Source organism: Pseudomonas sp. SWRI92 (assembly GCF_014268685.1).
GTDB lineage: Bacteria > Pseudomonadota > Gammaproteobacteria > Pseudomonadales > Pseudomonadaceae > Aquipseudomonas > Aquipseudomonas marvdashtae.
In genome coordinates this window covers 243,584-263,150 of the sequence record NZ_JABWQY010000007.1, presented here as the reverse complement: position 1 = coordinate 263,150, position 19,567 = coordinate 243,584, and the positions used below count along the sequence as shown (strand labels likewise).

Below are 19,567 nucleotides of genomic sequence, written 5' to 3'. Positions count from 1 at the left end.
GGGTGGTGTGGGGGTGGTATGGGGGCACGGCGTGCCCCCATTTTTCATTTACTCGGCGTCAAGCTCGGCTTGTTCCGTCGGGCTCAGTTGCAGGCCCTCCAGTAATTGCTCCGGGGCGAGAACATCTGGATTGTCTCGGTCGTTACACAGCTCAGACAGATCGTTAACCATCATGCTGGCGGAATAGCCCATGGGTTCAGTCCCTTTTTCTAAAGTTGATCGAAGGCAATTTGGAAGCGCCAATGCTGCGGCGCGGAGGAACGTTATGAAGCTCACGGAGCCAGGTCAAACATGACGATTTGTAAGCGGGGCCGGTGGCGACCATGGCCAACGCATTCGCTTTCACTGTCGTGCTTGAAAGCCCTGATCCCATGAACTCGGGGCTGGGGCGAGGGCGATTCGGATAAGGATGTGAGACCTAGGCGCGTTCAAAGTGGGAAAAAGCGTAATGAACGGCGAGGTATTTCCTAAAGCGCTGTGATCCACCATTTGGAGGATTGCGCTTGCCGGGATATCAGAGGGGGGAGCTGATGCTTTTTCCTACAAGATTTTGAACGATCCAGCAGGCGTCAACCGGCCTTGGCCGGACTGGCGCCAGCGCGTCCTGCGACTGGCGACGCTGTGGTTTTAATCAATGTATCCAGTGCCTGCCGATAAGTCCGACCCGCCAGGCTCATGCTGTTGTTATGCGTGGCCCCCGGCACCAGCAACAAGTGCTTGGGTTCGCGGGCGGCATTGAACAATTGCTCGCTGAAGCGAGGCGGTACATAGCGGTCGGCGGCGCCATGGACAACCAGCAACGGCATGTTGATCTCGCCGATCTTGTCGATGGAGTCGAACTTCTGCGACAGCAACCAGCGCACCGGCAAGGAGGTGTTCGCCATCGCGGTGGCGACATCGCCAAGGGATGTGAAGGTGGATTCGATGACCAAGCCCCGGGCCGGCACGACGCTGCCATTGCTGGCGGCTTCCTGGCCCAGTTCCGCCGCTAGGTCGACGGCGACCGCGCCGCCCAGGGAGTGACCGTAGATCAACCGCAGCGCCGGGTCCGGTTGCAGCACTTCGAGACGCTCCCAAGCGATTCGCGCGTCCTCATAGACGCTGGCTTCCGACGGCAGGTCGCCCTGGCTCTTGCCGAAACCGCGGTAATCGATCGCCAGCACCGAATAGCCCAGCGCCCTCAGTTGCTGGATGCGAAACAACTGGCCAGTCAGGTTCCAGCGCACACCATGCAGGTACAGGATGGCCGGGGCATTCTTGCGTTCGGCCGGCCACCACCAGCCGTGGAGATTTTCCCCGGCCTTGAAGCTTTTCGGCTTGAGATCGAACTCCTGCACCCCGCTGGGGAGCCCGCTGAACCAGCTCGCCGTCCCCGGCTCGATGCGAAACACCAATTCGCGCTCCTTGTGCTGCAACACGGCGCAGCCCACCGGCAGGCCGACGACCAGCGCAGCCATGAAAGACCAGGCCAGCCAACGTTGCTTTAGGCGAGAGAGAAAAGATGAGGACATCGACGCGATTCGCTACTTGGGGCGGAAGGTGCGTTTTAGCAGATTCCTTCCAGGGTACGCTGGAATTTCGGACGGTGTGCTTGCCACCGTTGCGCAGCCCAGCGGGGCGGTGCGACGTTTCGATAAACCCCCTCACCACAGGGCCTCGTTGTGCCTCCAGACGGTAGGCAACCCGATCGAACTCTCACCGTTTCGCCCGACTCGAAAACTCGACACCCATCAATATCGAGGACGAAGCCATGACGCTTGAGCATTCCAAAGGGCAAACACCTGTCGGCAACGCTGCACCCGCGAAGGACGCCGTCGGCGAGCCGGTGCCGGTGGTGGAGCGCGACGTGCAGCGCCCCGATCCGGCGACCGACAAGGTAGATAAAACGATCACGCCGAAGTCGATCAAGAGCCACGAGCAGGACGCTGAAAAACTGCAGGACAAGGTCAGGCAAGTTGAGAAAAAGCTCGACCGATAAAGAGGGTCAATCAAGCAGGGGGGCAGGGCCAGCCCGCTCGCATGCCTGATCGAAAGCGGGCATGTTGGCCATCGCCGTAACGGAGCTGATCACGCCTGCTTCGAAGGCCCGCGGGATCAGTTCGTTTCACTGAGGCTGAGCCCGAAGTCGTCTGCGTTGATGATCGTTTGGTGAGGCATGGGTGTTCTCCTAGGGCTTGCTGGAAGGCGATGCCGTCGTCGCGGCAGGCTTGGCCTTGCGCTTGCCCAGCCACGGTTTCAGGCTTTTCCAAAGCCGCAAGGCGAAACCCAGGAACAAACCATCAGGTTGCCAGGAATAAAAACTCCAACGCCAATGCTCCAGTTGTCCGGTCATGCGTTCGTGCAATTGATGACTGGAGTTATTGAGACTGACCCGTGACGCATCGATCCACCGCCAGTTTTCTTCCAGCCCCCAACGAATCCACTCTTCGAGCAACACCCGACCACTGCCGAGGTCGGCATGCTGCGGCAGGAAGGCCAGGTTGTAGTCGTACAATCGGCCTTGATCCAACAGGCCGAGGCGATAACTGATGCACTCGCCGTTTAGCTCCAGCGTCACCACCCGCACCAGCCCTTGGGCGGCGAGAGCGGTGAAGGCGTGGTTCATCCACTGCCTGCGCCTGGGGTCGGCAAAGATCCCGACGCCTTCCTCGCCTTTCCAGCTGGCGGCTTCGACATCGGCAAGGGCCCGCAACAATTGCCCCATGCTGATGGCGTCTGGCGTTATCCGGCGGATCTCGGCGCCGCAAGCGGCGATCCGCTTGCGCGCCCGACGCAGCTTGTAGCGTGGGTCGCCAGAGATCTCCTGATGGTCGCTGTCGCTGATCAGGTGCACCGGAACCCGGCAACTGAGTCGCCGCTCTCCGGTGGAACTCAGCGCCATCCAGGCGCTGAGGACGCTTTGTTCACCGACCGGCTCGATCACTTCATTGAGTTGCAGCAACGCGTGGGGCAAGTGCTGACGGATCTGCATCAGCGCCTGGCCCATGCCTTCGGCGTCCACGCGCGCCAGCAGGGCGATGCGGTCGGCCATTGGAAAACCCAAGTGATGCAACACCCGGAACCGCAGCCCGCCGAATCGTTCACGTCCTGATACCAGGGGCAGGCAAAGGCATAAGGTCTGGTCCTCCCAGCCCAGCAACACATGCAATTGCTGCTCGGGCAACAAGGCGAATTCCGCCGCTTGCAGCCAGGCCAGAGTGTTGAACGGTGTGGTGTCGGCCACCTGGGTTCGCAGTTGCTCATAAGCAGAGACCGGAAAGTCCTCCGCGCCCAGGGAACGACACCATTGGAACCGGATCGCCATGGGGATCAGGCCGCCGAAGTCGAGGCAGCCGGCTGGGCCGGTTTACGAAAGGCGTCCAGTGCCGTGCCGGTATAAGACGTGTTGCGCAGGAACCGCCAATGGCCGAGCAAACGGTATAGGTGGGTGATCTGCCCGCGCTCCTGGAAGCCCATGCGGATGTGCATCTTGATCGCCTGGATGTTCTGCAAATCGCAGACATCGACCATGGTGCTGCAACCATGCTCCGCCATGACTTTCCACACCTCCAGCTGCATGTCCGCCGAGATACTGGTACCCCAGTATTTGCGAATCGCTTCACCACCGAACTGAAAATACTCGCCAGGCTTGACCGGAAAGTTGCAGCGGTAGAAATGGCGGTCGAAATAGTCCCGTGTACTGGCCCAGGCGAAGCCCACGGTATCGCCCCGATCATCCAGGTACATCAAGCCTGTGTAGCCTTCGGCCGCCAACTCGCGCATGGTTTCGACGCGGTCGCCGAAGTGCCGGGCAAACGCATCGGCGTTGGCGATTGTGATGAACTCCAGGCGCATCGGTGGGTAGGGCTTGAGGTTATGTGGGGGGAGCGGGGTCCGTATGTCATGCTCCAGCCACACCAGTCTGGTGTGGGCAAATACGTAGCGTCTGCATAGCTGTTTTAGAACGGCGCGCAGACCTTTTTTCTGGATGCGATCACGCAATGTTTGCAGAGCGTTCATGGTGCCTCCTGACGGGTGGCAGGGTTGGGGGAGAGGGGAACTGCCCAATTGAGGGCGAATATGGTTTCCCCTGGCAGGAGAAACCCGACCTGGCCGGTCTTGCAATCAAACGCAACGCTGTGGCTGCGGTTGTCCGGGCCGAAATACATCAGTGTCATGCCTGGCTGAGGGCAGACCGTGCCGTCGAGGCTGACCTGATGGGTTCGCGTGCTTTTGTTCACGCCCAGCAGACCGCGTTGCTTGCCGGTGGCCATGGCCAGTACGTCGACTTCAAAAGCGTCATTGTCCAGGCGCAGCACCTGGTCGAGCCAATGCTGTTGAATGAACTGCTGGGCCAGGCCCACGGGCTTGAGCTCGAAGCGCTCGTTGTCCAATACCCGCACCATGCCCTTGGGGTACTCCGGTTCGTCGGCGGCCATGAACCAGTTGAGCATGTCCAGCCAACCGTCTGCCGAGGCGTTAATGACCACCGACGTCCACCATAGGGCGGCGTAGTGAGTTTCCTGGTCGTAAGGGCTCAGACTCGAGCCGGCGGACATGTTGGTCTGATCCAACAGCAAGGCCTTACGCGGCCGACCCTGACTGTCCAGGCCCACCAGGTGGGCGGCCTGACGGACACTGTCGCGGTAGACCCGGGTTGCCAGCAGATCGCGGATCATCCATTCATGCCAGGCCAGCGCGTCGATCTGATCGTTGGACGTTGCAAGCAGGCGCCGTGCCCAGTCGATCCCGCGCCTGTCAGCGGCATTTTCGGTGAAGGGGCCGTTGGTGAACTGGGAGCTGGCCGGCATGGCGATGCGGATACCGGCACGTGCGTTGGCAGGATCGGCGCGGACCTGGGCAGCCATGCTCTGGAACAGTTGCTGGAAACTGGCGAAGTCTGGGTAATTGAGGTTCGGCTCATCGGCAAAACTAAGGTAATGGAGGCCTTTGCCGCCCAACGCGCGGGTCGACGTGAGCCAGGCTTGCAAGCCGCTGTGACTGGTCCGGTCGGCCTTTAGCTCTACCTCGCGCTGGCTGCCGGCCAAAAGGGTGATGTTTTGGCTGACGGCGAAGCGCTCCTGATATAAACGTCGGAAGGCATCTTCATAAGTACCTCTGGCCGCCGTGATATCGACGAAGCTGTAAAGGCTTGCCGCTTGGGGCTTGAGCGCATCGAGCACGGCGTAGGTGGACGGCGGCAATAACTCGTAGGGCAGGGCGATGCCCAGCTTGGGGGTCGTGCCGAGCGCCTCGTCGTACAATTTCAGGTGGGTCTGGCCTGGATCTTCGCGCAGTGGCAGCAGGTGTGCCGGGTCCTGGGCGAACAGGTTGGCGGTGCCGTCCAGCCAAAACGCGGCCTTGCCGTTGCCCTGCAGATGCAAGCGCCAGACTTGTTCGACGTCAGCTATCGGCAGGGCGACCTGATCGAACTGCCAATAGGCCCGGTATGGCTTGAGGTTCAGTTGCAACTGCTTTCCGTCGTCGACGCGCCGGGCTTGCAGCGCACGTACGCCGCCGTGGAACTTGCCTGCCAGCACCGCCTGTTCGCCAGCCGCTACTTTGAAATACAGCTCGTCGCCGTCATGGGTTTCGGCATTGAAATGCACCTTTGTCGGGGCAAACAAGGCGCGGGTGCGCGCGTCGTGCTCAACGGTGTAGCGACGGAAGCTGTAGCCAGGAATTTCCAGGCGATAACTGGCTGCACCCGGCGGCAGCGGCCACTGGTGTTCGCCACGAGGCTGATCCGCCCTGACCAGGCGCTCACCCGCCAATCGTCCCTGGCCGTCGAGCAGATAAAGGTGTTCGGTATTGGCCTCGGCCTGCCAGGCGGGCACCCAGCGCACGGTGACGGTGTCTTGGCGGTCGGTTTGCAGGTACAGGCTGCCGTCACGGATGCCGGTCCATTGCATGGACGCGCCATGGACCGAGGCCGCCATGAGGAAAAGACATACACCCGCGCCCACCTTCCCTTGGGGGAGGCAGCCTGCTCGCGAAGCGGTCCGACTGGCGACAGTATTCAAGCGGATTTCCCCAGTAGCATCTGACGCATTGGCAGCAAATCGCTGGGCAGGATAATCAGCGTTCGCCACGGCGCCACGCCGCTGAGGCGGCAATACATCAGCAGCAGCCCCAGGGTCACGCTCAGATAGGCAATAGAGGAAGCCGCCGCGGCGCCGACGATGCCGTAGCGCGGGATCAAAACCAGGTTGAGCGCCAGGTTCAACAGCGCCCCTGCGCCCATCAGCAGCGAAACAGTGCCAGGGCGGTTCTTACCCAGCAGGTCCAGGCGCAGGATGCTCGCATAGCACAACCCGAACACCCCCGGCAGCAGCGCAAGCAGGGCCGGGTACGCCGGTTGATAGGCGATGCCGAACAGGGTAACGATCAGCCATTCGCCGACCAGGACCATGCCCAGGCAGGCGCCGAGCATGGCCGTGGCGGTCAGGCGCAAGGCCAGCGGGGTCAGGCGCTTCATGTCGCTGTCCTGCTGCAGCAGACGTTTCATCAGTGGCGTGGTGACCGCTTCCGGCACGATATGCAGCAGTTCGGCCGCCGCGCTGGCCATGGCGTAATGCCCCAGCGCGGTGCTGCCGAGCAGCGCGCCGATGAACAGGTAATCCGAGCGCGTCATCAGTTGCTGGAACAAAAGGTCTGGATGACTGCGGACACCGTAACGCAACAGTTCGACCTGGCCGGTGCGATCCCAATGCAGGGTGAACGCATGATCGCGGCGCAACCACATCCAGCCGGCCAGCACTACCAGGCCCAGGCCCGCCAGCCAGCTGATCAGCGCGGCTTCCAGCGCCGTGTCTTTCCACATCCAGAACAGCGCCACGAACAGCAACAGCGGGACTAGGGATTCCAGCAGCCGCAGGGCGTTGAACGTGCCGACGCCGCCGGAGGCGTTGTGCAGCGTCAGCAGGCTGGTCTTGAGTACCGCCAGCGGCACGGCCAGCAACAGCAGCCAGGCCAGCAGCCCCAGTTGCATGGTGATGTCCAGTTCGGCGCCGAACTCACGCACCAACGTCACCACCAGCAGCGTCAGCAACCCCGCCAGCAGACAGCCGAAGACCAGCACGTGGCTGAGCAACAGGCTCATCGAGCGATGCTGCGCCGCCTGATAACCCACGGCGGAATTCAAGCCCCCACTGGTGATGGCGCTGATCAGGTCCGGCAGGGTGCTGAGCAGCGCCAACAGCCCGCGTTCGCTAGGCCCGAGGATGCGTGCCAGCAACACGTTGCGCAACAGGCGCAGGCCGATCATCGCCAGACTCGTGCCCATGCTCATCACCAAGAGCCTGAGGTAACGTGCACGGTTCATGAACGGGCTCCTCGGCGAATACGCCAGGCCAATAACTCAGGGTGACAGGCGTTGCGCTGGCTGACGCCGAAACGTGGCAGGTTCAGAGGGTCTCGGTCATGGCGGTACAGTCCGGCCTCGGTGCCCAGCGCGAACGGAAAACCGTGGGCCGCCACCTGCTCGCGCACACGGGCGTCATTGTCACCGTTGGGGTAGCAATACACCGGCAGGGGTTGAGCGCAGCCGTTTTCCAAGGCCGTCCAGCTGCGGGTCAGTTCTTCGTGCAGGCGCTGGTCATCCAGCCCGGTCAGAATCGCGTGGCTGGCGCCATGGGGGCCGAAGCGGATCAGGCCGGAATCTTCGAGCATGCGCACTTGGGTCCAGTCCAGCGCCTGAGGTTGGGAACCTTGTGGGCAGACGTCGGTGACGTCGCTCAATATTTTTGGATCGAGGCTCTTGAGGCTTTGCAGGAAGTGCAGCAGTGCCAGGCTGCGGCGCTCGTCGTCGATATCATCGAGCAGCACCGGCAACGGTCGACCGACATGCTGCAAGTGCTCGATCAGCGAGCGCCGCGCCACCTGCCCATGGCTGCCCCACAAGGTTTCACCGATGCTTTCCCACCAGAAGTGCTGGCGGCTGCCGACGAAATCGGTGGATAGGAAAATGCTCGCCGGGACCTGGTACTGGCGCAGCAGCGGAAAGGCGTTCATAGCGTTATCGCGCCAGCCGTCGTCAAACGTCAGTGCCACCCGTGGACGGTTTGGAACGCTTTCCGGGTCGGCCAGCAACAAGCTCATCAATGGCACGCATTCAAAATGCTGCTGCAGCCAGATCAACAAGTGTTCGAACGCTTCGGGTCCCACACACAGCTCGTTGCGATGAGGCAATTCGGCGGCGCGGTCGTTGTTCAGTACCCGGTGCAACATCAGAATGACGCCGGCGCCGCGTAATGCATGGCGACCCAGGGACGTGTTCAGGTACAGCCAGCCGCCGGTGCGCTTGATTGTGGTCTTGATGCGGGTATTGATCGGCATGTAAGGCACTCATCGAGTCTGATCGGGATTCCATTGGTTGTAGCTGTGCCCGCGCACGAACTGCCACAGGCCGGCGACCATGCCGGCCAGGGTCACCAACACGAACGCGGCGAGGCGAAACGGTCTGGGCAAACGATGATGCACATCCAGCAGGCCGGCCACGGCGAAGGCGTAGCCCAGTAGCTGGGCAGACAGGGCCAGGCGATAGAAACCTTGCTCATCGAGCAGCCAGAGGTTGGCCACCAGCAGGGGCAGCAACAGCACCGGCGCCAACCGGCGGATCAGTTTGTGGCTGATCAACGCGATGGCGTACAGGCCATGGCACAGCGGGTTGAGTAGTTCACGTCGGGCCGCCAGACTGATCAGGCCGCCGACGGTGACGCGCTGGCGGCGGCTGAATTGTCGACCGGCCTCGTCCACGCCTTGATCGAGCACCTTGGCGTCGTCGACATAGACGACGCGTTTGCCGGTGACCGGTGCGCAGGTGTTGATAAAAAAGTCGTCGTTGACCAGGGCTGGAATCGGTTGGTACAGCTCACGGCGCAGCGCCTGCAGCGCACCGTCGGCCGAGACCGTGCAACCGGCGCGACTTTCCACCCGGCGCAGCCAGGCTTCATAGTGGCGGTACAAGCTTTCGCCCACGCTCAGGCCTGAGCCCGGGACGGGAATGTTCATATTGCCGACAGTTCCGCCGACTTCAGGATCGGCAAACGGCGCCAGCAGGCGGTCAAGCGTGCCGTCGAGCCAGTGAACATCAGCATCGGTAAACACCAGGATGTCGCCCGTGCAATGACTGACCGCGGCGTTGAGCACGCTGTTCTTGCCTTGGCGCGGCAGGTCGAGCACCTCGATGTGCGGGTCCTCGAAGCTGCGCGCCAGGGCCACGGTCTGATCGGTGGAGCCGTCGCTGGCGACAACGATCTGCAGGCTGGCGGCCTGATAGTCCTGGGCCAGCAGATTGCGCAGTTTGTTCTCGATATGCCGTTGTTCGTTGTGCGCGGCAACGATCACACTGACCCGTTGCGCAGGCAGGGGCTCAGGCCTGAACCTGGGAAAAAATGGCCCGGCAAGTGTCAGCAGCAACGGGTAGCCCAGGTAGGCGTATACCGGCAGTAACAGGCACAACCAGAAAATGAACTCAGCCACGGGCGGGTCTCCTTGCTTTCCAATGACAAAGACTGAGGACGAGCGCGGCGCCGGCCAGGTGCAGGCGCACCCAGTGCAGGCCCCAGAGTTGCAGGGTCAGCCACGGGTTACGGTGCTTGTGGCTCTGGTGCCAGCTCAGCGCCAACCCCGGCACGGTCGTCAACAGCCCCATCATGAGTGCATGTTGAGGCGCGCCAGTGACCAGCGCGAAGATCGCCAGCAAGTCCAGCAGCCAGACAAGCACAGCCAACATCGGGAAGCGCAACAGGCGCAGGCTCAAGCCGTTGGTACGCAGCAATTGCACCAGGCTGCCCTGGCGCCACAGTTCCTTGCCCATCCACTCGCGCCAGTTCATTTCGTAGCCCCAGTGCAGGGCGGTGTATTCATTGACCGACAGTAACCGTGCGCCCTTGGCCGTCAGGCGCAGGGTCAAGTCCTTGTCCTCACCGGTGCGCAGCGTCTCGTTGAACCCGCCGGCCCTGTCGAACCATTGGCGGCGCATCAGCAGGTTGGCGGTGGGCAGCCAATCCACGCGCTGCATGGTATGTCGCAAGGGGAGCGAGGTCCGCCGATGCCAGGCCGTGGCGTACCAGGGCGCCTGCGCGGGGGTGTACAGGTCCAGGCCGAATACGTCGGCGATGTCTGCGGTCTCCAACTCCAGCAAATGCGTCAGCCAGTCCTCGGGCATTTCGATGTCCGCGTCGATGAAGGCCAGCCATTCACCGCTGGCAACCTGTGCGCCGCGATTGCGCAGGGCACCGATCAGCACGCCTGGAACCACCAGCACCTGCGCACCGAACTGCCGGGCAATCTCCGGACCCTGATCCTGCGAGCCGTTGTCGACCACGATCAACTCGCACGCAAGACCGGCGGCATTGGCGGCGCGTTGTGCGGCAAGCAGCGTGCGGCCGATGTGCCGGGCCTCGTTGTACATCGGAATGACGATACTGATGCGGCTCATGAACGGGCCTCCTGCGGCGCGACCTGTTCGGCGTCGTGGCGCAATATGCTGGTCAAGGCGAGCATGATCCACAGCAGCTTGTGGTTCGGCGCGCTGAGGAACATCAGGAACAACGCCAGCGACAGGAAACTCATGCCCAGGTGCGTCAGCAGGTCCGCCTGGGCCCATTCCCGGCGCTGAAGCCAGAGTTGGCGCGTGCGCATCAGGTTGTAGAGGCCCAGCCCAATCATGCCGACAAACATCAGGCCGCCTGGTATGCCGATTTCGCTGAATATTTCCAGGTAGGTGTTATGGGCCTGGCGGTAAAGATCGCCCCGTTTGCGATTGGCCGAGAACGCCTTGGCGTAGCCGGTGGGGGCATAGTGCTCCGGAAACGTCCCGGGGCCTGAACCGAGTATCGGCTTCTCGCGGATCATCTGGCTGCCCACCACAATGTACGAGGCGCGGCGACCCAAGGAGCCGTCCTTGTGGTCGTTGGTGCCGGAGCTGAGGATGCTCAAGGACTGGATGCGCGCCACGTAGCTGGCAGGCATCAAGGTGACTGCCGCCGGCACCATGAGTGCCAGGCCGAGCATCGCGAACCCCAGGTGCCGAGGACGCACGCGTGGGAGCTGCGCCCGATAGTGATACAACCCGATCATCAGGGTCAGCAACAGCACGACCAGTCCTGAACGCGACTCGGTCTTGGTCATCCCCCCCAGCAACAGCATGACCCCGCCACCCCAGAACAACCGGTGCAGCAGTTTCTGGCTGCGTAGGGTCAACAACAATGCCAGCGGTACGGTAAACGCAATCAACAGCGCAAAGCCGTTCGGGTCTTCCAGCAAACCCAAGGCGCGGCCCTGTTCCTGGTATTTGGCTGAAAATATCGCGAGCACGCAGGTCGCGGCGACGCTCACGGTCATCAGCCGGGCGAACATCTCCAGGTTCAGCTCGCGACCGATCAACAAGGTAATCACGAACAGGATCAGCCCTACTGCGAGTTCACGCAGACTGGTCAGGGACAGGCCCATGTTTTCCGAGGTCAACAGGCTCAAGCCATACAACACCATGAAGCCGAGCAACGGTTTCCAGATGTTGCTACGCAGGCGCGTCGCAGGGATCTGGTGCAAGGCCAACTGCAACATCAGGATCAGGATCAGCGCCACGCCGAGGAATTTGCTGCCGGAAAACGCGTTGTCCTTGAACAGGCCTTCGAGCGGCAGCAGGGCGGCAATGCCCAGCAAGCCCCAGCCGGGCTTGCGGTACAGCATGGCGACGCCCACCAGCCCAAGCACCGCGCCCGGTGCGAGAAACGGATAAGGACTGGCCAGCAATGCCAGGCACACCAGCCCCAGCAGACTGACGATCGAGAGCGGGACAATCATGGCCGAGCCTCCCCCGCGGTGCGGATATAGAGTTGCGACCAGCGTTCGGCCAGCGTGCGCAGGTCGTAGCGGTCGCGTTGGGTGCGGCGTGCGTTGTCGGCGAGGATCTGCGCCAGGGGCGGTTCGCTGAACAGCGTTTCGATCTGGCGTGCCAGCTCCTCGCTGTCGGCCGGCGTGGCGAGCAGGCCGTTATGACGGTCCTGCAGGACATCGGGAATGCCGCCGACGCCGAACGCCACCACGGGCACGCCGGCCTGCATGGCTTCGAGCAGGATCATCGGCGTGCCTTCGGTGCGTGAACTGATCACCAGAGCATCGAGTCGGCTCCACCACTCGTTCATGTCCGTCTGGTAACCGGGCAATTCGATGCGCGTGGGCAGCCCTGCCTCGGCGATGCGCTTGAGTAACGGCTGGCGTTCCGGGCCGTCGCCGAGCATGACCGCGTGCAGCGCCGCATGCCGCTGGCACAGCGGGATCATCGCGTCGAGGAACAGGTCCGGGCCTTTCTCGCTGCTCAATCGGCCGACGTAGCCGACCCGCCAGCGTTGCCTGTCGTCGCGATGAAGCAGCGGCGTTGTGACGGCCGGCAGTCCGTTGGGGATCACATCGAGCTTTTCCGCGCTCACGCTGGCCTGGCGGTGCTGCGCCGCGATGCTTTCAGCCACGCACACCACTCGCTTGACCGGCGCGGTGCGGCACAGTTGCAGACTCAACCACGTATAGAACCGCTGCTTGGGGCTGTGTGGTGTAAAGCCGTGCTGCGTGATCACCAGCGGCAGGCGCAACAGGGTCGCCGCGGCCCAGCCGAACAACAGGCCCTTGAAGTTGTGCGTATTGATCAGCGGGCGCTCGGCGCGCCGTTGCCGCAGATGCTGCAACAGTTCGGGCCAACTGGCGCAGTGGTGACAGTCGATCCCGGCCTGGCGGAACCGCGTGATCAAGGTCGGCGGCGCCGCCAGGAACAACACTTGGTGTTGTCCGGGCGTGGCCAGGCAATGATCGAACAGCATCCGCTCGGCCCCATAGAAGCCACCGCTGCCGAGCAGATGAATGATCGACAGGGGGAGGCTGCGGTGGGACGGGCTGAACGGCGCGTTCAATTTTTCACCCAATGGACAAGGCTGGGCAGGCTCCAGTTGCGATGCGGGTTGAGTTGCTCGGGCGACTGCTCGTTGATCACCAGCAGCACCGGTAGATCCAATTGGTGGCCGATTTGCGCCGGATGCTTGAAGCGATGGTCGAAGAACTCACGTACATAGACCAGGGCGATCGCCAACAACAGGCCGCTGAACAAGCCGAACGCGATGATCAGCACCGGCTTGGGAAACGCCGCCGCGGTGGGTTCGAATGGCGGGCTCAAGACTCGGGCGTTGGACAGGTCGTTGTCCAGCGAACGAGCAGAGCTGGCTTCGGCGAACCGCTGGGCATAGGTGGAGAATGCCGCATGCAGCGCGTTGATCTCGGTGTCCATCTGCCGCAGCTTGCTCTGGGTTTCCTGCAACTGGTGGATGCGCTCCTTGAAGGTGGCGATACGTTCGACTTTCTGATTGATCACCGAACTCACCACCGCCAGGTCGGTGGTGCGTTCCTGGATGCGGTTGTTCACCACTTTGAGGAATTGCTGGCGGGTGCGCATGATCTGTTCGCGGGCTAGCAACATCGGTTCGCTGCTGGGCTGGAAGATCGCCAGATCGTTCATGTAGCGGCCGACCTGGCTGGTCAATTGCTCGCCCATTTGCCTGATTTCCCGATCGTCGAAGGCAACGTTATCCACGGTGGTGGTGAAGGTGAACGGGAAGGTGTAGTCGTTGAATCGCGAGCTGTTCGCCGCCGCCAGGGCGGTCTTGAGGTAATCCAGCCAGCGTTGGCCTTGCAGCAGGCGATCCTGGTACTGGTTCAGGGCTTGCTCTTCGGTGTTGATCGCATTCAAGCGGAAAGTGATTTCTTCCTTGGGATCGGAAGAGCCGACGCCTTCAAGCAGCGTCAGGCGGTTGCCCTCCAAGCCGTCAAGGCGGGTCTGGTACTGGACTTTTTTCTGCTCGTAGAACGTCTGGGGCAATTCGATCGATTGCAGGTCCTGCCGACCGGTGAGGTAGTTCTGCAGCAATTGCGCCACGAACCGGGTGCCCTGGGCCGGGTCGCCGAAGCTGTAGACGATGGAGATGACGTTGGAGCCGGGCAGGGTCTCGATCTTGAGGTTTTCGATGGCCTCGTCGGTCAGCGTATCCAGCACGGTGTCGCGTACCGGATCGACCTCAAGCCCCAGGCCGTCGCGCAGCGGGTTGATGACGTACTCACGCAATGGCTGGGTGATGTAGCGCTTGAGCGGTTCGCTCACCCACTTGTTGAGGGCACCCGGGCTTGGGGTGTATTCACCCTGGTCGCGCAGGGTCTGGATGGTTTCGCGAATCAACGCCGGCGAGCGCAGGATGTTGGTCTCGGTTTCCATGTCCGCCAAGGACGGTGGAACGAACGTCGCGCTTTCCTGGTTCAGCGAAGTCGTGGCGTCGCCTTGGGAGAGCTTTTTCGACTGGACGATCACTTGGGCGGTGATATCGAAGCTCTGCTTGAGCATCAACGGCAGCACCAGGGCGATCACGGCGAAAATCAGGAAGACGCGCTTCACCCACTGCTTGTTGGCGAAGAAGATCCTGAAGAACTCGTGCAGATAGTTTTCCTTGGGGTTCATGATCGGTCACCTGGGTCAGTTGCTATCGCTGCTTGAGTTGTCGAGGTCGTAGCCGAAGCTGACGCCAATGCCCTGGAAGAGCACTACGTCGGCCAGTTGCCGGGCCATTTCGCCGGCTTTGGCCAGGCCGGTCTTGGGCACGAACAGCATGTCTTCCGGTTGCAGGTAGGCGATCTGCGAAGCGTCTCCGCTCAGGGCCTTCTCCACGTCATAGTGGCGGGCTTCAACCTGATTGCCGTTGCGGCGCATGATCACCACCGAGTCGAGCCTGGCCTTGACGTTGGTGCCACGGGCGAGGGTCAGGGCCTCGAGTACCGAGATCGGCCGGCGGATCGGATAGGAACCGGGTTGCGCTACTTCGCCCAGGACGTAGATCTCGTTGCCGGCAGTGGACTTGAGCAACACGTCCACAGTCATGTGGCCGGGCAGCTGGGCATAGCGCTCGTTGAGGAAGGTTTCCAACTGGGTGACGGTCATGCCTTGCAACGGCACCGCGCCGATTTCCGGGAAGCTTGCGTAGCCATCGCGGCCCACGATGATTTCCCGGCTCATACCGGTGCTCGGGTGGGTCAAGGTGTTCCTGAGTGCCGTTTCGCCGGCCAGGGGGCTGGTCACCAATACGGTCAATTGGTTGCGATTGGGCTGGAACAGCATTTTCTGGTCATAGGCCCGCTGCACCGCCAGGCGCGCTTCGTCGGTGGTCAGGCCGGAGACTTTCACCGAGGTGTTGGCGCCCGGCAGTTCGATACTGCCGTCGGGCATCACCTGTTGCGTGCCGTTGAGTTGGCTGGCGGCGGTGAAGTTCAAGGCAATCTGGTCGCCTGGCTGCACGCGGTAAGCCTGGGAAGAGGTGGTGTCGATGTGAAAAATCACATCCAGCACGTCCTGGGGCCTCAGGGTCTGTTCGACCCTGGGCATATCGGTGGCCTGGGCGTTCGCCGGCGCGGCCGTGAGAATATGCACCGGCATCGAGCGGGTATCGGTGGTGCTGGAGCAACCGGCAAGCGGCAGCAACAGCAGGACAAGCAGTCTGGCGTTCATCTCGTCATCCTTTTGCAGGCTTACAGGTTGTTGTAGAGCCACTTGGGCATGTAGTACTTGCGGCGGTTGAAGACGCTGCCGACCACTTTCGCGCCGGCTTGGGACAAGCGCTGGCGGGCGGCCTGGGCCACTTCCCAGCGCGTGTCTTCGCCGCGCACCACCAACACCACGCCGTCCACCTGGGTGCTGAGCACCAGCGTGTCGCTGGCCGAATACACGGCGTCGGCGTCGATCACCACGAAGCGGTACTGCGCCGCCAGTTGCCTGAACAGTGGGCGCAGTCGCTCGGGTGTCAGGCGTTCGGCGTTGTGTCCCAGGCGGCCGTTGGGCAGCAGGTCGAAGGGCAGGCTGGAAACCCGCACCACGCAGTCCTGCAACAACGGCGGGGTAAGGCTGTTGAAGAGCAGGTCGCTGAAGCCGCGCTCTTTTTGCAGCGACAGTTGCTGGCTGAGGTTGCGCGGCGATTGGCTGGCGTCGACCAGCAGCACGCGGCCGCTGCTCATTTGCGCCAGTTGCGCGGCCAGTGCCATGGCGCTGGTGCTGGTGCCGGTGCCGGTATTGGCGGCTGTCAGAAGAAGGATCCGCAGATCCGGGTCGAGCACGGTCGAGGTCAGGTTGGTCTCGCTCGGGCTTGCTATGGTCAGGATATTCGTCGAACCGTCCATTTAACTCGCTCCGTGGCCGCTGAAGACTTTGAAGGGGGTGATCATCAGGATCTTCAAATCCAGCAACAGGCTCTGCTCGGCGATATAGCTGAGGTCCAGTTCCACGCGCTGATCGAAGTCGATATTGCTGCGCCCGGAGATCTGCCAAAGGCCGGTCATGCCGGGGTAGATGCTCAGGCGCACGAGATGGCTGTCCTTGTAGCGGTAGGCGTTGAACGAGGTCGGGCGGGGGCCCACCAGGCGCATGTCGCCGATCACCACGTTGATCAGGTTCGGCAGTTCGTCGAGGCTGCTGCGTCGCAGGAACCGGCCAATAGGGGTGATGCGCGGGTCGTTATCGATCTTGAAATCGATGGCGTCGGCGCCGTGTTTGTTGAGGTGGCGCAGCGACTCTTTCAACGCCTCGGCTTCGGCGACCATGGTGCGGAACTTGTACATGCCGAAGACGCGACCGCGGTAACCGGTGCGTTTCTGCACGAACAACACCGGCCCGGGGCTGGAGAATTTCACCAGCAATGCCAGGCCCAGCAACAGCGGGCACAGCAGCACCAGGATCGCCAATGCGCCCAGGCAGGCCACCACGCGGTTGGTGCGCGAGACGGTCCAGGGCCGACCGCTGTCGCGACCGGTCAACCAGCCACGCCCTTGGCGATGGATGGCCGCGTCCAGGCGCCTGCGGTGCTCGGGGTCGACACGCTTGTCGCGTCCGGAGGCGCTGATAGGTATCTGTTGCTCATGTCGGGTCATAGACGCCTCCGCTGAAGTTCTGCCGCACCCAGCACGTGGGCGGGTTGTTGTGGGTAGTAATCGAGGAACCAGTCAACGAAGCGTCCGAGCCCGTCTTCGAGTTCGACGCAAGGCTGGAAACCGGTGGCCCGGGCCAGGTCGCTGGCATCGGCGCAGGTGTTGAGCACGTCGCCTGGTTGCAGGGGCAGCAGCTCGATCCGGGCGGCGCGACCCAGGTGCTTTTCCAACAGCGCCACGTAGCTGCGCAGCGCCACCGGGTGCTGCCCGCCGATGTTGTAGATGCGCCACGGCGCCAGGCTGCTGGCCGGGTCCGGTTGTTCGCGATCCCGGTGCACGGTCGGGTAGGGCGCGCGTTCGAGCAGCCGGGCGATGCTCTCGATGATGTCGTCGATGTAGGTGAAGTCGCGTTCGTGTTCGCCATGGTTGAACAGTTGCAGCACCTGTTCTTCGGCGATGGCTTTGGCGAACTGGATCGGCGACATGTCCGGCCGGCCCCAGGGACCGTACACGGTGAAAAAGCGCAGGCCGGTGCACGGGATGCCGAACAGGTGGCTGTAGCTGTGGGCCATCAGCTCATTGGCTTTTTTGGTCGCCGCGTACAGCGACAATGGATGATCCACGCCGTCCTGGACCGAATACGGAGTGCGCGGGTTGGCGCCGTACACCGAACTGGAAGAGGCGTAGATCAGGTGCTTGACCGGGTGACGGCGGCAACTTTCCAGAATGTTCAGGAACCCGGTGAGATTGCTGTCGACATAGGCATGGGGGTTGTGCAGCGAATAGCGCACGCCGGCCTGGGCGGCGAGGTGAATCACCACGTCCGGGCGATGGGACTGGAACAACTCATCGATCGACGCCGCGTCGGTCAGGTCAATGCGCGCCAAGGGGAACTCGCCGGCCTGGGCTTTCACCCACGCCACGCGGTCGTGCTTGAGCTGCGGGTCGTAGTAGTCGTTGAAGTTGTCCAGGCCGCACACATCATGGCCGTCGCGCAGCAGTCGCAGCACGCAATGGGCTCCGATGAAGCCGGCCGCGCCGGTCACCAGCACGTTCATGCCTGTGGCCCCTGGCCGAGCGTGCTGGGCACGGTGTGCCGCAAGCCGATGCCGCGATACAACAGCCCGGCGGCGGCCAGGTGTTCCGGGTTGTACAGGTTGCGGCCATCAATGATGACTCGGGCGCGCAGCTTACTGGCCAGCAGGTCGAAATCCACCACGCGAAAATTCTTCCACTCGGTACAGATCACCAGCGCGTCGGCGTCCTCCAGGGTGTCGTCGCGGGTGGCGCACAGGTTCAGGTCTTTGCGATAGCCATAGAGGCGCCGACATTCGGACATGGCCTCCGGATCGTAGGCGTGGACGCGTGCGCCTTCGCGCCACAGTGCTTCCATGAGATAGCGGCTGGGAGCTTCGCGCATGTCGTCGGTGTTGGGCTTGAAAGCCAGGCCCCAAATGGCAATGGATTTGCCGGCCAGTCCGTCCGGGAACTGCTGGGTCAATTTTTCGAAAAGGATGTGCCGTTGGCTGTCGTTCACATCGGTGACGCTGCGCAGCAGGCGCAGCGGCATACCGCTTTGCTCGGCAGTGTGCAGCAAGGCGCGCAGGTCCTTGGGAAAGCACGAGCCGCCGAAGCCGCAGCCCGGGTAGATGAAGTGATAACCGATGCGCGGATCGGAGCCGATACCTTTGCGCACGGCCTCGATGTCGGCGCCCAGGCGCTCGGTGAGGTTGGCCAGTTCGTTCATGAAGCTGATGCGCGTGGCGAGCATGGCGTTGGCGGCGTACTTGGTCAGTTCCGCGCTGCGGTTGTCCATGAACATCAGTTTTTCGTGGTTGCGGCAGAACGGCGCGTAGAGCTCACTCATCTGATCCCGTGCCAGCGGATCGGCGGTGCCAATGATGATCCGATCCGGACGCATGCAATCGGCGAGGGCGCTGCCTTCCTTGAGAAATTCGGGGTTGGACACCACGCGCACGTTCAACTGCTTCAGGCCCCGGCGAGCCAGCACCTGGCGGGCGCATTCGGCGACTTTGTCGGCCGTGCCCACCGGTACCGTCGACTTGATGATCAAGGTGCGGTCGCTGTCCATGAAATCGGCGATCTGCCGGGTCACTGCCAGTACATGGGTCAGGTCTGCCGAGCCGTCTTCGTCGGCGGGGGTGCCGACGGCGATGAAAATCAGCTCGCCGTGATTGACCGCATCGCTGGCCTGGCAACTGAACGACAGTCGCCCGGTCTTGATGTTGTCTTCGAGCAGCCCGGACAGCCCCGGCTCGCTGATCGGCGGCACGGCTTGCTGCAGTTGCCGGATCTTGTTCGGGTCGATGTCGACGCACAGAACACGGTGCCCGACATCGGCCAGTGCCGCCGCCTGAATCAGCCCAACGTACCCCGTACCAAATACGCTCACGTCCATTTTTGGCGCGCCTCGTCAACCGTTTGATGTAACTCGGATGAAACTGTTTAGAGGGGTATAGCGCAGCTTCAGAAAAGCGTGTCAGCAAAATGACAGTTGTCAGTGTTGGCAAACTCGACGGATTAGGGCTTTTTGATATCAAGTCATTGACAGACTTGGAAAAGCGCCGATTTTAAAGGGCTAAATCGAAGTGTAAGTAAGCGATGAACGGTATATATC

The 19,567-nt window shown here is 62.2% G+C and carries 18 protein-coding genes and 1 pseudogene; 1 reads left to right on the top strand and 18 read right to left on the bottom strand.

Going from position 1 to position 19,567, the window contains the following annotated elements; translation table 11 throughout:
* Positions 1-48: 48 nt before the first annotated feature.
* Positions 49-192 carry a hypothetical protein gene (locus HU762_RS14270; RefSeq protein ID WP_186637924.1) on the bottom strand — a complete coding sequence of 48 codons (144 nt, stop codon included), beginning with the start codon at positions 190-192 and terminating at the stop codon, positions 49-51.
* Between the two features lie 377 nt (positions 193-569).
* The gene (locus HU762_RS14265; RefSeq protein WP_186637921.1) at positions 570-1,511 is read right to left on the bottom strand and encodes an alpha/beta hydrolase; all 942 of its coding nucleotides are present in this window, start codon (positions 1,509-1,511) and stop codon (positions 570-572) included.
* Between the two features lie 239 nt (positions 1,512-1,750).
* On the opposite strand from HU762_RS14265, the gene HU762_RS14260 reads away from it, so the two are divergent.
* Complete coding sequence (locus HU762_RS14260) at positions 1,751-1,978, top strand: hypothetical protein (RefSeq protein WP_186637919.1); 228 nt, start codon at positions 1,751-1,753, stop codon at positions 1,976-1,978.
* Positions 1,979-2,008: 30 nt separating this feature from the next.
* On the opposite strand, the pseudogene HU762_RS26735 reads toward HU762_RS14260, so the two are convergent.
* From HU762_RS26735 to HU762_RS14185, 16 genes and pseudogenes are all read right to left on the bottom strand, one after another.
* Positions 2,009-2,157 (bottom strand): annotated as a pseudogene (locus tag HU762_RS26735) (ChbG/HpnK family deacetylase); the annotation flags it as partial.
* Between the two features lie 10 nt (positions 2,158-2,167).
* Entirely contained in the window at positions 2,168-3,304 is a 1,137-nt protein-coding gene (locus tag HU762_RS14255; protein WP_186637916.1) for a GNAT family N-acetyltransferase, read from the bottom strand.
* Positions 3,305-3,309: 5 nt separating this feature from the next.
* Positions 3,310-3,999: an N-acetyltransferase gene (locus HU762_RS14250; RefSeq protein ID WP_186637913.1), complete on the bottom strand. Its 690-nt coding sequence runs from the start codon at positions 3,997-3,999 to the stop codon at positions 3,310-3,312.
* A complete protein-coding gene (locus tag HU762_RS14245) occupies positions 3,996-5,891 on the bottom strand; it encodes a hypothetical protein (protein WP_238340384.1) in 1,896 nt (631 codons plus the stop codon). Before HU762_RS14245 ends, HU762_RS14250 begins: the two co-directional genes overlap by 4 nt.
* A gap of 107 nt (positions 5,892-5,998) precedes the next feature.
* Positions 5,999-7,303, bottom strand: a complete 1,305-nt coding sequence (locus tag HU762_RS14240; RefSeq protein WP_186637907.1) for an oligosaccharide flippase family protein — start codon at positions 7,301-7,303, stop codon at positions 5,999-6,001.
* Positions 7,300-8,316, bottom strand: a complete 1,017-nt coding sequence (locus HU762_RS14235; protein WP_186637903.1) for a polysaccharide deacetylase family protein — start codon at positions 8,314-8,316, stop codon at positions 7,300-7,302. Before HU762_RS14235 ends, HU762_RS14240 begins: the two co-directional genes overlap by 4 nt.
* Before the next feature lie 9 nt (positions 8,317-8,325).
* The gene (locus tag HU762_RS14230; protein WP_186637901.1) at positions 8,326-9,462 is read right to left on the bottom strand and encodes a glycosyltransferase family 2 protein; all 1,137 of its coding nucleotides are present in this window, start codon (positions 9,460-9,462) and stop codon (positions 8,326-8,328) included.
* The gene (locus HU762_RS14225; RefSeq protein ID WP_186637898.1) at positions 9,455-10,423 is read right to left on the bottom strand and encodes a glycosyltransferase; all 969 of its coding nucleotides are present in this window, start codon (positions 10,421-10,423) and stop codon (positions 9,455-9,457) included. Before HU762_RS14225 ends, HU762_RS14230 begins: the two co-directional genes overlap by 8 nt.
* On the bottom strand, positions 10,420-11,790 hold the full coding sequence (locus tag HU762_RS14220; RefSeq protein WP_186637895.1) for an O-antigen ligase family protein: 1,371 nt from the start codon (positions 11,788-11,790) through the stop codon (positions 10,420-10,422). The genes HU762_RS14225 and HU762_RS14220 overlap by 4 nt, the downstream gene beginning before the upstream one ends.
* Positions 11,787-12,890: a glycosyltransferase family 4 protein gene (locus HU762_RS14215; protein ID WP_186637892.1), complete on the bottom strand. Its 1,104-nt coding sequence runs from the start codon at positions 12,888-12,890 to the stop codon at positions 11,787-11,789. Before HU762_RS14215 ends, HU762_RS14220 begins: the two co-directional genes overlap by 4 nt.
* On the bottom strand, positions 12,887-14,479 hold the full coding sequence (locus HU762_RS14210) for a Wzz/FepE/Etk N-terminal domain-containing protein (protein WP_186637889.1): 1,593 nt from the start codon (positions 14,477-14,479) through the stop codon (positions 12,887-12,889). Before HU762_RS14210 ends, HU762_RS14215 begins: the two co-directional genes overlap by 4 nt.
* A 15-nt stretch (positions 14,480-14,494) precedes the next feature.
* Complete coding sequence (locus HU762_RS14205; RefSeq protein ID WP_186637888.1) at positions 14,495-15,520, bottom strand: polysaccharide biosynthesis/export family protein; 1,026 nt, start codon at positions 15,518-15,520, stop codon at positions 14,495-14,497.
* 20 nt (positions 15,521-15,540) lie between these two features.
* A complete protein-coding gene (locus HU762_RS14200; RefSeq protein ID WP_186637887.1) occupies positions 15,541-16,185 on the bottom strand; it encodes a CpsD/CapB family tyrosine-protein kinase in 645 nt (214 codons plus the stop codon).
* Positions 16,186-16,932, bottom strand: a complete 747-nt coding sequence (locus HU762_RS14195; RefSeq protein WP_186637886.1) for a sugar transferase — start codon at positions 16,930-16,932, stop codon at positions 16,186-16,188. It abuts the gene before it with no gap.
* The gene (locus tag HU762_RS14190) at positions 16,929-17,987 is read right to left on the bottom strand and encodes an NAD-dependent epimerase (RefSeq protein ID WP_186637885.1); all 1,059 of its coding nucleotides are present in this window, start codon (positions 17,985-17,987) and stop codon (positions 16,929-16,931) included. The genes HU762_RS14195 and HU762_RS14190 overlap by 4 nt, the downstream gene beginning before the upstream one ends.
* On the bottom strand, positions 17,984-19,348 hold the full coding sequence (locus tag HU762_RS14185) for a UDP-glucose/GDP-mannose dehydrogenase family protein (protein ID WP_186637884.1): 1,365 nt from the start codon (positions 19,346-19,348) through the stop codon (positions 17,984-17,986). The genes HU762_RS14190 and HU762_RS14185 overlap by 4 nt, the downstream gene beginning before the upstream one ends.
* Between the last annotated feature and the right edge of the window lie 219 nt (positions 19,349-19,567).

Bases quoted from the DNA above. Each gene is read 5' to 3' on its own strand.
- HU762_RS14270 (WP_186637924.1), bottom strand. From the start codon at position 192: ATGGGCTATTCCGCCAGCATGATGGTTAACGATCTGTCTGAGCTGTGT.
- HU762_RS14265 (WP_186637921.1), bottom strand. From the start codon at position 1,511: ATGTCCTCATCTTTTCTCTCTCGCCTAAAGCAACGTTGGCTGGCCTGG.
- HU762_RS14260 (WP_186637919.1), top strand. From the start codon at position 1,751: ATGACGCTTGAGCATTCCAAAGGGCAAACACCTGTCGGCAACGCTGCA.
- HU762_RS14255 (WP_186637916.1), bottom strand. From the start codon at position 3,304: ATGGCGATCCGGTTCCAATGGTGTCGTTCCCTGGGCGCGGAGGACTTT.
- HU762_RS14250 (WP_186637913.1), bottom strand. From the start codon at position 3,999: ATGAACGCTCTGCAAACATTGCGTGATCGCATCCAGAAAAAAGGTCTG.
- HU762_RS14245 (WP_238340384.1), bottom strand. From the start codon at position 5,891: ATGCAATGGACCGGCATCCGTGACGGCAGCCTGTACCTGCAAACCGAC.
- HU762_RS14240 (WP_186637907.1), bottom strand. From the start codon at position 7,303: ATGAACCGTGCACGTTACCTCAGGCTCTTGGTGATGAGCATGGGCACG.
- HU762_RS14235 (WP_186637903.1), bottom strand. From the start codon at position 8,316: ATGCCGATCAATACCCGCATCAAGACCACAATCAAGCGCACCGGCGGC.
- HU762_RS14225 (WP_186637898.1), bottom strand. From the start codon at position 10,423: ATGAGCCGCATCAGTATCGTCATTCCGATGTACAACGAGGCCCGGCAC.
- HU762_RS14220 (WP_186637895.1), bottom strand. From the start codon at position 11,790: ATGATTGTCCCGCTCTCGATCGTCAGTCTGCTGGGGCTGGTGTGCCTG.
- HU762_RS14210 (WP_186637889.1), bottom strand. From the start codon at position 14,479: ATGAACCCCAAGGAAAACTATCTGCACGAGTTCTTCAGGATCTTCTTC.
- HU762_RS14205 (WP_186637888.1), bottom strand. From the start codon at position 15,520: ATGAACGCCAGACTGCTTGTCCTGCTGTTGCTGCCGCTTGCCGGTTGC.
- HU762_RS14200 (WP_186637887.1), bottom strand. From the start codon at position 16,185: ATGGACGGTTCGACGAATATCCTGACCATAGCAAGCCCGAGCGAGACC.
- HU762_RS14195 (WP_186637886.1), bottom strand. From the start codon at position 16,932: ATGACCCGACATGAGCAACAGATACCTATCAGCGCCTCCGGACGCGAC.
- HU762_RS14190 (WP_186637885.1), bottom strand. From the start codon at position 17,987: ATGAACGTGCTGGTGACCGGCGCGGCCGGCTTCATCGGAGCCCATTGC.
- HU762_RS14185 (WP_186637884.1), bottom strand. From the start codon at position 19,348: ATGGACGTGAGCGTATTTGGTACGGGGTACGTTGGGCTGATTCAGGCG.